Source organism: Streptomyces sp. TRM68367, assembly GCF_014495685.1.
Taxonomy (GTDB): Bacteria; Actinomycetota; Actinomycetes; order Streptomycetales; family Streptomycetaceae; genus Streptomyces.
Window position 1 is genome coordinate 1 of the sequence record NZ_JACTVI010000156.1, and the last position, 12,190, is coordinate 12,190.

The 12,190-nt window shown below is 69.7% G+C and carries 8 protein-coding genes and 3 pseudogenes; 5 read left to right on the forward strand and 6 right to left on the reverse strand.

Annotation, left to right across the window (positions count from 1 at the left end):
* Positions 1–119: 119 nt before the first annotated feature.
* Entirely contained in the window at positions 120–1,151 is a 1,032-nt protein-coding gene (locus tag H8R17_RS42545; RefSeq protein WP_262505962.1) for an SDR family NAD(P)-dependent oxidoreductase, read from the reverse strand.
* A gap of 319 nt (positions 1,152–1,470) precedes the next feature.
* Between H8R17_RS42545 and H8R17_RS42550 the strand changes: the two genes are divergently transcribed.
* The 3 genes from H8R17_RS42550 to mshA are packed head-to-tail and all read left to right on the forward strand — an operon-like array spanning position 1,471 to position 5,001.
* Positions 1,471–2,853, forward strand: coding sequence for an L-serine ammonia-lyase (locus H8R17_RS42550; RefSeq protein ID WP_187828548.1), 1,383 nt, complete (start codon positions 1,471–1,473; stop codon positions 2,851–2,853).
* A gap of 31 nt (positions 2,854–2,884) precedes the next feature.
* On the forward strand, positions 2,885–3,736 hold the full coding sequence (gene fdhD, locus H8R17_RS42555) for a formate dehydrogenase accessory sulfurtransferase FdhD (protein ID WP_187828549.1): 852 nt from the start codon (positions 2,885–2,887) through the stop codon (positions 3,734–3,736).
* Positions 3,737–3,759: 23 nt separating this feature from the next.
* Complete coding sequence (gene mshA / locus H8R17_RS42560; protein WP_187828554.1) at positions 3,760–5,001, forward strand: D-inositol-3-phosphate glycosyltransferase; 1,242 nt, start codon at positions 3,760–3,762, stop codon at positions 4,999–5,001.
* A gap of 11 nt (positions 5,002–5,012) precedes the next feature.
* On the opposite strand, the gene H8R17_RS42565 is transcribed toward mshA, so the two are convergent.
* Both H8R17_RS42565 and H8R17_RS42570 read right to left on the reverse strand, forming a co-directional pair.
* Positions 5,013–7,307 carry an FdhF/YdeP family oxidoreductase gene (locus H8R17_RS42565; protein WP_187828550.1) on the reverse strand — a complete coding sequence of 765 codons (2,295 nt, stop codon included), beginning with the start codon at positions 7,305–7,307 and terminating at the stop codon, positions 5,013–5,015.
* Positions 7,304–8,452: an aromatic ring-hydroxylating dioxygenase subunit alpha gene (locus tag H8R17_RS42570; protein WP_187828551.1), complete on the reverse strand. Its 1,149-nt coding sequence runs from the start codon at positions 8,450–8,452 to the stop codon at positions 7,304–7,306. Before H8R17_RS42570 ends, H8R17_RS42565 begins: the two co-directional genes overlap by 4 nt.
* 193 nt (positions 8,453–8,645) lie before the next feature.
* Here H8R17_RS42570 and purU point away from each other — a divergent pair, with 193 nt between their 5' ends.
* Positions 8,646–9,518 (forward strand): formyltetrahydrofolate deformylase, encoded by an 873-nt coding sequence (gene purU, locus H8R17_RS42575; protein ID WP_187828552.1) that lies wholly within the window; start codon positions 8,646–8,648, stop codon positions 9,516–9,518.
* A gap of 55 nt (positions 9,519–9,573) precedes the next feature.
* Positions 9,574–9,951: pseudogene (locus tag H8R17_RS42580) on the forward strand (IclR family transcriptional regulator); the annotation flags it as partial.
* 35 nt (positions 9,952–9,986) lie between these two features.
* On the opposite strand, the pseudogene H8R17_RS42585 reads toward H8R17_RS42580, so the two are convergent.
* The 3 genes and pseudogenes from H8R17_RS42585 to H8R17_RS42595 form a co-directional block, all read right to left on the reverse strand.
* Positions 9,987–10,645: pseudogene (locus H8R17_RS42585) on the reverse strand (FAD-dependent oxidoreductase); the annotation flags it as partial.
* Positions 10,642–11,925 (reverse strand): serine hydroxymethyltransferase, encoded by a 1,284-nt coding sequence (gene glyA, locus H8R17_RS42590; RefSeq protein WP_187828553.1) that lies wholly within the window; start codon positions 11,923–11,925, stop codon positions 10,642–10,644. The pseudogene H8R17_RS42585 and the gene glyA, both read right to left, overlap by 4 nt.
* Positions 11,922–12,190: pseudogene (locus H8R17_RS42595) on the reverse strand (bifunctional methylenetetrahydrofolate dehydrogenase/methenyltetrahydrofolate cyclohydrolase); the annotation flags it as partial. The gene glyA and the pseudogene H8R17_RS42595, both read right to left, overlap by 4 nt.

Genomic DNA, 12,190 nt, shown 5'->3' on the forward strand with positions numbered 1-12,190 from the left:
ACCAGGCCCGGGCCGGAAACGTGTAGTCAGCGATCAAGGTGACCGCCAGGCCCGCTGGTGAACCGCCGGCCTGCCAGCGCGGCAACCGAATCGGCCTGGTGCCGTCGCCGGAGAAGATCTCATCCAGGTGGGACAGATTCGCCAAGGTCTGCTCCGACGCGTCGAATACGGCGGTCCCACTGTAACGGCCCTGCCCAACGACCAGACATGACTCCTGAGTGCCATCGTGGAATGACAGTTCCGCGCCCGATCGGGCGATTGAGTGAAGCATGCTCCCGAGCCCCGGATGGGTCTCGCCTGAACGCCCGCCCGGGCCGTGCCGACGCGGACGTGGATGGGCTTGTCCGCCTTGTGCGAAGCGGGCGGCCCAGCACCCTCCGAACCGGTTCGTGCGGATGGAGGGTGCCGTCAGCCGGTCGCGCACCGTTGAGGTAGCCCGACTCGGGCCGGGCCAGGAAGGCGATGACGTCGGCCACGTCCTCGACATCGCCGATGCGGCGTACCGGAACGTCCGCGATCATGGCGGCCTTGCGCTCCTCGTCCAGCTTCCCTTGCGTGATGTCGGTATTGATCAGGCCCGGGGCCACGGCGTTGACCGTGACTCCGGACGGGCCGAGTTCGCGGGCGAGGGCCCGGGCGAATCCCAGGAGTGCGGCCTTGGCCGCCGAGTAGGCCACTCCCCCGAACACCCCGCCGCCACGCTCGGCCGAGACGGACGACAGGAAGACGATACGGCCGAACCCCCGCTCGGCCATCCCGGCGGCCACGCGGTGGGTGACCAGGAAGCTCCCGCGGACGTTGACCTCGAAGATCCGCTCCCACTCGGTGGGCGTGACGTCGAGGAAGCGGGTCGGGGACGTGATCCCCGCGTTGTTGACGAGGGCTCCGATCGGCGGGAGTGCCGCTTCGATCTCCCCGATCGCGACGTCGACCGCCTCGGCGTCGGTGACATCCGCCGCGAGCCCCAGGGATTCCACCCCGTGCCGGTCGGCGACCTCCCGGGCGGTGTCCTCGGCGGCCTCCTTGTCCAGGTCGAGGACGGCTATGTGGTAGCCGGCGGCGGCCAGGGCGTGCGTGGTGGCACGTCCGATGCCTCGCAGGGATCCCGCGCCGGTGACAACTGCGGTGCGGCGGGTGTGTTCGGTGACCATGCGGTTCTCCTGAGGAGTGGGAAACGGGGGAGCCTGGACGTCCCGCGCTGGGCTCAGAGTTCGCGGCGGACGCGCTCAGCACAGATCATCGCTGTCATGCACATGACGCAGATAGCGCACGCCGGGCTGCCTGATGTCGGCGGAGTGCCACAGCGGGGCTTCGCCCTGGCCCGTGCGGCAGGCGTCTTGACAACCTGGAACACAGAAGAAAAGCTGTTGCGCATAGAGACGCTGGTTGCTTAATCAGAAACCAAGGCATTCGCCGTCGAGAGGTTTCGCTCGCACCTCCCACTCCACGCGCAGACAAGGGAGCCCGCTCGTGGCCATCTCCGTCTTCGACCTCTTCTCCATCGGCATAGGCCCGTCCAGTTCGCACACGGTCGGTCCCATGCGGGCCGCCCGCATGTTCACCAGCAGGCTGGAGAAGGAAGACCTGCTCGCGCGGACGGCGTCGGTACGGGCCGAGCTCTTCGGCTCGCTGGGGGCCACCGGTCACGGCCATGGCAGCCCCAAGGCCGTCCTGCTCGGTCTGGAGGGCAACGAGCCGCACACGGTGGACGTCGGCGTGGCCGAACGGGACGTCGAGCGGATCAGGGCGACGGGAAGGCTGCGTCTGCTGGGCCGCGAGCTCGGCGATACCCACGAGATCCGTTTCGACACGGAGCGGCAGTTGGTTCTGCACCGCCGCCGTTCCCTGCCGTACCACGCCAACGGCATGACACTGTTCGCGTACGACGCCGAGGGGCGGTCCTTGCTGGAGGCCACCTACTACTCGGTCGGCGGCGGGTTCGTCGTCGACGAGGACGCCGTCGGTGCGGACCGGGTCAAGGTCGACGACACGGTGGTGAAGTATCCGTTCGGCAGCGGCGACGAGCTGCTGCGCCTGACCCGGGAGACGGGTCTGTCGATCTCCGCGCTGATGCTGGAGAACGAGCGGGCCTGGCGGACCGAGGAGGAGATCCGCGCGGGGCTGCTGGAGATCTGGCGGGTGATGCAGGAGTGCGTGGCACGCGGCCTGTCCTGTGAGGGGATCCTGCCGGGCGGGCTCAGGGTCCGCCGCCGGGCCACCGCCGTGGCCAAGGCACTGCGGGCGGACGGCGAACCGGCCAGGCGGGCGTTGGAGTGGGTGACCCTCTACGCCATGGCGGTCAACGAGGAGAACGCGGCCGGCGGCCGGGTGGTCACCGCTCCGACGAACGGCGCGGCCGGCATCATCCCGGCGGTCCTGCACTACTACGTCAACTTCGTGCCCGGCGCCGACGACGACGCCGTGGTCCGGTTCTTGCTGGCGGCCGGCGCCATCGGACTGCTGTTCAAGGAGAACGCCTCGATCTCGGGCGCCGAAGTCGGCTGCCAGGGCGAGGTCGGCTCCGCCTGTTCCATGGCCGCGGGCGGCCTCGCGGAGGTGCTCGGCGGCTCGCCCGAACAAGTGGAGAACGCCGCCGAGATCGGCATGGAGCACAACCTGGGCCTGACCTGCGACCCGGTCGGTGGCCTGGTGCAGATCCCGTGCATCGAACGCAACGGCATGGCGGCGGTCAAGGCCGTCACAGCGGCCCGGATGGCCCTGCGCGGCGACGGCCGCCATCACGTCTCCCTGGACAAGGTCATCAAGACCATGAAGGAGACGGGCGCCGACATGAAGATCAAGTACAAGGAGACGGCCCGCGGCGGACTCGCGGTCAACGTCATCGAGTGCTGACGACCGCGGAGCGGGGTCTGAGGAGTCTGGCATGGGACGAGCCACCGGGCGACGGCGCGTACTGCGCATCCGGGACGGCGCGGTGAGCAGCCGCCCGGACACCCTGGTCGCGGAGGAGCCGCTGGAGATCCGGCTGAACGGCAGACCTCTCGCGATCACGATGCGCACACCCGGCGACGACTTCGCGCTGGCAGCCGGATTCCTGGTGAGCGAGGGTGTCCTCGGCCGGGCCGAGGAGCTGACGAACATCCTGTACTGCGCGGGTGCTACGGAGGACGGCGCGAACACCTACAACGTCGTCGACGTGCGGCTCGCCCCCGGCGTCGTGGTGCCGGACATCTCGCTCGAGCGGAACGTGTACACCACATCCTCGTGCGGCCTGTGCGGGAAGGCGAGTCTGGACGCCGTACGGACCAGCACCCGCTGGCCGATCGCCGGCACTCCCCCGGTCCGGGTCGACCCCGAGCTGCTGGCCGCGCTCCCCGATCGGCTTCGGGGCGCGCAGCGGGTCTTCGACCGCACCGGGGGTCTGCACGCCGCCGGGCTGTTCTCGTCGGGAGGGGAGCTACTGGATCTGCGGGAGGACGTGGGCCGCCACAACGCCGTCGACAAGCTCATCGGCCGCGCGCTGCAGTCCGGCGAGCTGCCGCTGTCCCGGCGCATTCTGCTGGTCTCCGGCCGTGCGTCCTTCGAGCTGGCGCAGAAGGCGGTCATGGCGGGTATTCCGGTGCTGGCCGCGGTGTCGGCCCCCTCCTCCCTCGCGGTGGATCTGGCGACGGAGACCGGACTCACGCTCGTCGGCTTCCTGCGCGGCAGTTCCATGAACGTGTACGCGGGCGAGCAGCGCATCGCCCTGGGAGCGCGAGGAGGTCTCCCGGCGTGAGCCGCCGCCCCCGTCGCGTCGCGATGCTCAGCGTGCACACGTCGCCCCTGCACCAGCCCGGCACCGGTGACGCGGGCGGCATGAACGTCTACATCGTCGAACTCGCCAAGTGCCTTGCCGCGACCGGCATCGAGGTGGAGATCTTCACCCGTGCGACCTCCGCGGCGCTTGCGCCCACCGTCGAGCTGTCGCCCGGGGTGCTCGCACGGCACATCGTCGCCGGTCCCTACGAGGGCCTGGCCAAGGAGGATCTGCCGGCGCAGCTGTGCGCCTTCGCACACGGCGTGCTGCGGCTCTGGGCGGACCACCGTCCCGGACACTACGACGTCGTGCACTCGCACTACTGGCTGTCCGGTCACGTCGGCCGGCTCCTCGGGGAACGCTGGGGCGTACCGCTCGTGCACGCGATGCACACCATGGCCATGGTCAAGAACGCCTCGCTGGCGAAGGGCGACACGCCCGAACCCGAGGCTCGCGTGCTCGGGGAGACACATGTCGTCCGGGACGCTCAGCGGCTCATCGCCAGCACAGCCAGGGAAGCAGAGGAGTTGTGCCGCCACTACGACGCCGATCCCACCAGGGTCGCCGTCGTTCATCCCGGCGTGAACCTGGATCGCTTCCGCCCCGATCCGCGCGGGGTCGAGGCCGGCCGGGCCGCGGCCCGGGCCCGGCTCGGGCTTCCGCACGAGGCGCTGGTCCCGATGTTCGCCGGCCGGATACAGCCTCTGAAGGCCCCGGACATCCTGCTGCTCGCGGTCGCCCGGCTGCTGCGGGAGCGGCCGGGACTGCGCGAGCGGATCGTCGTGCCGGTCGTCGGCGGGCCGAGCGGCAGTGGCCTCGCCAGGCCGGAGGAATTGCAGAAGCTCGCCGCCCGGCTCGGCATCAGCGACGTCGTGCTGTTCCGTCCGCCGGTGGGCCAGGCGGAGCTCGCCGACTGGTACCGGGCGGCCACCGTGCTGGTCATGCCGTCCTACAGCGAGTCCTTCGGCCTGGTGGCCGCCGAGGCGCAGGCATGCGGCACGCCGGTGGTCGCAGCCGAGGTCGGCGGCCTGCCGGTGGCCGTACGGGACGGGGTGAGCGGTGTCCTCGTACCGGGGCACAGGCCCGAGGACTACGCGCGGGCGCTGTGCCGCTTCGCCGACGACCCGGCGCTCTCGGCCAGGATGGGCTCGGCCGCCGCCCGCCACGCCGAGTCGTTCGGCTGGGACGCGGCCGCCGCGGCCACTGCGGACGTGTACGCGGCGGCGATGCGCGAGCGTCGCTGAAGGACCGGCTGTCAGCGCGCTGGTTCCAGGCGGACCACGATGGATTTGGACGTGGGCGTGTTGCTGATGTCGGCGGTCGAGTCCAGCGGCACGAGGACGTTGGTCTCGGGGAAGTAGGCGGCGCAGCAGCCTCGGGGTGTGGGGTAGGCGACCGTGCGGAATGCCGGGGCCCGGCGGTCGATCCGGTCGGAGTCCTCGCTGACGATGTCGACCAGGTCGCCTTCGGCCAGGCCCTGTGCGGCGAGGTCGTCGGGGTGCACGAAGAGCACCCTGCGGCCCTGGTGGATGCCGCGGTAGCGATCGTCCAGGCCGTAGACGGTGGTGTTGTACTGGTCGTGCGAGCGGATCGTCTGCAGGAGCAGCCGTCCCCGCGGGACGCGCATCACCTCCAGGGAGTTGACGGTGAAGTTGGCCAGCCCGGTTCTGGTGGGAAAGCGCCTCTCGTCCCGTGGCGGGTGCGGCAGGACGAAGCCGCCCGGCTTTCGCACCCGGGCGTTGAAGTCCTCGAACCCGGGGATCACTCGGGCGATCCTGTCCCGGATCCGGTCGTAGTCCGCCTCGAAGTCCGCCCAGGGCACCCGCGGGCCGCCGTCTGCGAGGACGGCGCTCGCCGTCCGGCAGATGATCGCGACCTCGCTCAGCAGGGCGTCGGACGCGGGCGCGAGCCGGCCGCGCGAGAGATGCACCATGCCCATGGAGTCCTCCACCGTCACCAGTTGGGGTCCGGCGGCCCTCAGGTCGGCTTCGGTGCGGCCCAGGCAGGGCAGGATGAGCGCTTGCCGGCCGGCCACCGCGTGGGACCGGTTGAGCTTGGTGGAGATCTGGACCGTGAGCTCGCAGTTGCGCAGAGCTCGCTCGGTGAGTGCGGTGTCCGGAGCGGCGGAGACGAAGTTGCCGCCGAGCGCGACGAAGACCCGTACCTGTCCGTCCCGCATGGCTCGGATGGTCTCCACCGCGTCGTGGCCGTGGTGGCGCGGCGGCACGAAGCCGAATTCGGCACCGAGTGCGTCGAGGAAGGCGGCGTCCGGCTTCTCGTGGATGCCCATGGTCCGGTCGCCCTGGACGTTGGAGTGACCGCGCACCGGGCAGAGGCCGGCCCCGGGACGCCCGATGTTGCCGCGCAGCAGCAGGAAGTTGACGACCTCGCGGATGGTCGGCACCGAGTGGCGGTGCTGGGTGAGGCCCATGGCCCAGCACACGACGATCTTCCGGGCGGACAGTACCTCCTGGAACGCCTCCCGGATCTCCCCCTCCGACAGGCCGGTCGCCTCCAGGACGTCGTCCCAGGACGTCTTGCGGGCCTGTTCGGCGAACTCCTCGAAGCCGTGGGTGTGCGCGGCGATGAAGTCACGGTCGAGCACCGTGCCGGGAGCGTCGTCCTCCGCCTCCAGGAGCATGCGGTTGAAGGCCTGGAAGAGGGCCTGGTCGCCGCCGAGCCTGATCTGCAGGAACTGGTCGGAGAGCTGGGTTCCCGCGCCCAGTACGCCGGAGGGCCGCTGGGGGTTCTTGAACCGCAGAAGTCCCGCTTCGGGCAGCGGGTTGACGGAGATGACGCGGGCGCCCCGGTCCTTGGCGGTCTCGAGTGCCGAGAGCATGCGGGGGTGGTTGGTGCCCGGGTTCTGGCCCACGACGAGGATCAGGTCGGCCTCGTACAGGTCCTCCAGGCGGACGCTGCCCTTGCCGATGCCGATGGTCTCGGACAGGGCGGAGCCGCTCGACTCGTGGCACATGTTGGAGCAGTCGGGCAGGTTGTTCGTGCCGAAGAGCCGGACGAACAGCTGGTAGACGAATGCCGCCTCGTTGCTCGCCCGGCCGGAGGTGTAGAAGGCGGCCTGGTCCGGGGAGTCGAGCGCTCGCAGTTCGCGAGCGAGCACGGCGAACGCCTCGTCCCAGGAGATCTGCCGGTACCGGTCGCTGCCCGCGGGGCGGTACATGGGGTGGGTGAGGCGCCCTTGCTGACCGAGCCAGTAGTCGCTGCGGCCGGCCAGGGACGTCAGCGTGTGCTCGGCGAAGAAGTCGGGACCGACCCGGCGCAGAGTGGCCTCCTCGGCCACCGCCTTGGCGCCGTTCTCGCAGAACTCGGCACGGTGCCGGTGCTCGGGCTCGGGCCAGGCACAGCCCGGGCAGTCGAATCCCGTCTTCTGGTTGACGCTCAGCAGCGTCAGCAGACTGCGGCGGACGCCCATCTGCGCGTGGGCGTGGCGCAACGAGGACGTGACCGCGGGAACGCCCGCGGCGTAGTCCTTCGGCGGGCCCACCCGCAGACGGGAGTCACCGGGGTCCTCGGCAGGTGCCTCGCGGGTCATCGGCAGCGCTCCGCGACGTTCGAGTGGGTGCCGAGGCGGTCCTGGACCCAGGTGTGGAACTCGCCGATGTGGTGCTCGCTGGGCACCAGGACGCCGCCCTTGGCGTAGAGGCGCGAGCTCATCGCCGGCTGGCAGCGCTCACAGGCGTCGAAGTCCTGCCGGTTGACCCGGTCGAACAGCTCCACCGAGCGGCTGACGTCCCGGCCGCTGTCGACCACGCCCTTCAGGTACAGCCAGTCGCACTCCACGATCGTCCGGTCGGCCGCCACCGGGAACATCCGGTGGAAGATCACATGGTCGGGGACCAGGTTGATGAACACCTGCGGCCGCACCGTGATCGCGTAGTACCGGCGGTCCTGCTCCTCGGAGACCGTGGGGATCCGGTCCAGGCCCTCCGAGCCGTCCACGGTGAAGCCCCTGACGTCCGAGCCGAACTCGGCGCCGTGCCCCACGTAGTACTGCGCCGCAAATCCGTCGGCGAACTCCGGGAGGACCTCGGTCAGTTCCGGGTGGATCGTCGCGCAGTGGTAGCACTCCATGAAGTTCTCGATGATCAGCTTCCAGTTCGCCTTGACGTCGTAGACGATCCGCCTGCCGACCTCCAGGCTCTCGACTTCGTAACGGTCGATGAACTCCACGTCCCCCAGGCGCGCCACGACGTCCGCGATCACCGACTCCTCGAACGAGGGCGGGTTCTCGGCCAGGCACACCCACACATAGCCCAGCCACTCGCGTACCGCCACGCTCGCCAGGCCGTACTCGGTCCGGCCGATGTCCGGCATCTTCGTCAGGTTCGGGGCCGCCACGAGCTTGCCGTTGAGGTCGTAGGTCCAGGCGTGGTACGGGCACTGGAACGCCCGCTTCACCTCGCCGGACTCCTGCGTGCACAGCTTCGCGCCCCGGTGCCGGCACACGTTGAAGAAGGCCCGGACGGAGTTGTCCCGCGACCGGGTGAGCAGGACGCTCTCCCGCCCGACGTCCACGGTCCTGAAGGCCCCCGGCTTCGCCAGCTCCGACGAGCGCGCCGCGCAGAACCACATGGACTCGAAAATGTGCTCCTGCTCCAGGCGGAAGATCTCCGGGTCCGTGTAGTGGTCACCGGGGAGGGTCGCGATCAGGCTCTCCGGCATGCCGGTCGTCGTCATGGTTCACCTCGAAGAGAAGCGTCTTGAGCGGGCGAGAGGGTTGCCTAATACGCAACGAGATTCTTGCTACGCAACAAACAGTGCAGTCCACCCGAAGCACTGTCAAGCCCTTGACCGCAGCGGACCACACGCAGGACTATGTTGCGTATCAGTCCCACTGTTGCGTAATGCGCACCCCCTCAGGGAGGGCTCAGTGTCTCTTGGACCGCAATCCGACCGCGAGTTCGTCCTCACCTTGTCGTGTCCCGACCGCTCCGGCCTTGTCCACGCCGTCACCGGCTTCCTGGTCCGGCACTCCGGGAACATCCAGGAGAGTCAGCAGTTCGACGACCGGCTGCAGGACCGCTTCTTCATGCGGGTCCACTTCGACGTCTCGGATCCCGGCACGTCACTGGAGGACCTGAAGTCCGGCTTCGCCCCGGTGGCCGAGGCCTACCGGATCTCCTGGCAGCTGTACGACGCGTCGACTCCGACCCGCACCCTGATCATGGTGTCCAAGTTCGGTCACTGCCTGAACGACCTGCTCTTCCGGTCGCGTACCGGCGCGCTGAACATCGAGGTACCGGCGATCGTCTCCAACCACCGGGACTTCGAGCCGCTCGCCGAGAGCTACGGGATCCCGTTCCACCACGTGCCCGTGACCCGGGAGACGAAGCCCGAAGCGGAGGCACGGCTGCTGCAGCTCGTCGACGAGCTGGACGTCGACCTCGTGGTCCTCGCCCGCTACATGCAGATCCTTTCCAACGACCTGTGCAAGCAGCTCGAAGGCCGGGCGATCAACATCCACCACTCGTTCCTGCCGAGCTTCAAGGGCGCCCGGCCGTACGTCCAGGCGCACGAGCGCGGCGTCAAACTCGTCGGCGCGACGGCGCACTACGTCACCCCGGACCTCGACGAGGGGCCCATCATCGAGCAGGACGTCGTCCGCGTGAACCACTCGCAGAGGCCCGACAGTCTGGTGGCCCTGGGGCGCGACGTGGAGGCGCAGGTCCTGGCCCGGGCGGTGGAATGGCACAGCCAGAGCCGCATCATGGTCAACGGCAACCGTACGGTCGTCTTCCGTTGAGGAAAACGACCTCCGGCCCCTCATGTCTGTCGACCATTTCGACCAGGCTTTCGCCATGAGCTACGGCACTGAGTCCGCAGGCGCTCCCAGCGGCGGAGTGCAGTCCGTCGACCGCGCCGTCGCCGTGCTGGAGATTCTCGCCCAGCACGGCGAGGCAGGGGTGAGCGAGGTGGCGGCGATCGATGTCCACAAGTCCACCGCTTTTCGCCTGCTCGGCGCGCTGGAGGCGCACGGGATGGTCGAGCAGGAGAGCGAGCGCGGAAAGTACCGCCTCGGACTCGGAGTCGTACGTCTGGCCGGTGCGGTCACGGGACGCATCTCGGTCACCAGACACGGGCGCGGGATCTGCGAGCGTCTCGTCGACGACGTGGGCGAGACGCTGAACATCGCCGTGCTCGAATCCCACCAGGCGATCAACCTCTACCAGGTGCGCTGAGCCGAGACATCGATGACGGACACCGGCTCGTCGCCCGCGGCCCCGCGGATGCGGCTCTCCCGGTTGCCGACCACGTCGAGGCCGGTGACCTCGCAGTTCTGGATGATGTCGATCCCGGCGGCGTCGGCGGAGCGGGCCAGACCCCACGCCACGTGATCGTGCTTGGCGATGCCCGCCCGCGGCTGGTAGGTCGCGCCCAGGACCGGATAGCGCACGTCCGGGGAGACGTTGACGATCGGGCAGACTTCCTTGACGCCGTCCGGGCCGAGCCACTCGGCGTCCACGCCGTTGAGGCGGTTGGCCTCGACTCGCCGCACGCTGTCGCGGACGTCCTGGAGGCTGTGGGCGAGGTTCAGTACGCCGCGCTGCGAGAAGAGGATCGGGTAGTCGAGCTCCTCTGCCAGGCCCTCCCACAGCTTGAGCGCGTGCTCGTAGATGCCGGCGCTCTCGTCCCACAGGTAGTTGGAGCGGATGATCGTGGTGTTACGGGCCATGTTGCCGCCCGCCAGCCAGCCCTTCTCCAGCACCGCCACGTTGTGATGCCGTGGTTCTTCGCCAGGTAGTGAGCTGTAGCCAGGCCGTGTCCGCCGCCTCCGACGATCACGACGTCGTACGACCGCTTCGGCTCAGGGTTGCGCCACAGCCAGTCGGGGTGCTCGGGGAGCTCGGCGCCGGCGGTGCGGGGGCTCATCGGGCGTCTCCGTCTTCGGACAGGTGCGGGTAGAGCGGGTGTTTGGCGGCCAGGGCCTCCGTGCGGGCGCGCAGGGCGGGCACGTCCGGCTGCGGCTGGAGAGCGAGGGCGATCACGTCCGCGACCTCGGCGAAGTCCTCCTCGGTGAAGCCGCGGGTGGCCAGAGCCGGGGTGCCGATGCGCAGGCCCGAGGTGACCATGGGCGGGCGTGGGTCGAAGGGCACGGCGTTGCGGTTGACGGTGATGCCGATCTCGTGGAGCAGGTCCTCGGCCTGCCGGCCGTCGAGCTCCGAGTCGCGCAGGTCGACCAGGACCAGGTGGACGTCCGTGCCCCCGGTCAGCACGTTCACCCCGGCCGCCGCCTCGTCCGCCTGGCTCAGGCGTTCGGCGAGGATGCGGGAGCCGGCGAGCGTGCGGGCCTGGCGTTCGGCGAACTCGGGCGACGCGGCGACCTTGAACGACACCGCCTTCGCGGCGATGACGTGCTCCAGGGGGCCGCCCTGCATGCCGGGGAACACCGCGGAGTTGATCTTCTTGGCGAGGTCGGCCTCGTTGGTGAGGATGACTCCGCCGCGGGGGCCGCCGAGTGTCTTGTGGGTCGTCGTGGTCGTGACGTGGGCGTGCGGTACGGGGTTGGGGTGCAGTCCCGCCGCCACGAGCCCGGCGAAGTGCGCCATGTCCACCATGAGCAGAGCGCCCACCTGGTCGGCGATCCGGCGGAAGGCCGCGAAGTCCAGCTGCCTCGGGTACGCCGACCAGCCCGCGATGATCATTTTGGGGCGGTGTTCCTGGGCGAGGCGCTCGACCTCGTCCATGTCGACGAGGTTGTCCGCCTCGGACACGTGGTACGGCACGACGTTCAGCATCTTGCCGCTGTAGTTGATGCGCATGCCGTGCGTGAGGTGTCCGCCGTGCGCGAGGTCGAGGCCGAGGATGGTGTCGCCCGGCTGGAGCAGGGCGAAGAAGACGGCGGTGTTCGCCTGGGCGCCCGAGTGTGGCTGCACGTTGGCGAAACCGGCCCCGAAGAGGGACTTGATCCGCTCGATGGCCAGCCGCTCGGTGACGTCGACGTGTTCGCAGCCGCCGTAGTAGCGGCGGCCGGGGTAGCCCTCGGCGTACTTGTTGGTCGCGACCGAGCCCTGGGCCTCCATCACGGCGGAGGGCGCGAAGTTCTCGGAGGCGATCATCTCCAGGGTGGACTGCTGGCGGTGCAATTCGGCGCGGAGCGCGGCGTGGACCTCGGGGTCCAGCTCCGCCAGGGGGGTGTTCAGCGCGTTCATACGATGTTCGCGTTCCTCTCGGCGGCCTCGACGACGTTGGCGAGCAGCATGGCTCGGGTCATGGGGCCCACGCCCCCGGGCATCGGCGCCAGCCATCCGGCGACCTGGGCGCAGTCCGGGTGGATGTCACCGACCAGCCCGTGGTCGGTGCGGGTGATACCGACATCGAGGACGGCCGCGCCGGGGCGCAGCATGTCCTTGGTGATCAGTCCGGGCGAGCCGGCGGCCGCGACGACGATGTCCGCCTCGCGTACGTGCCAGGCCA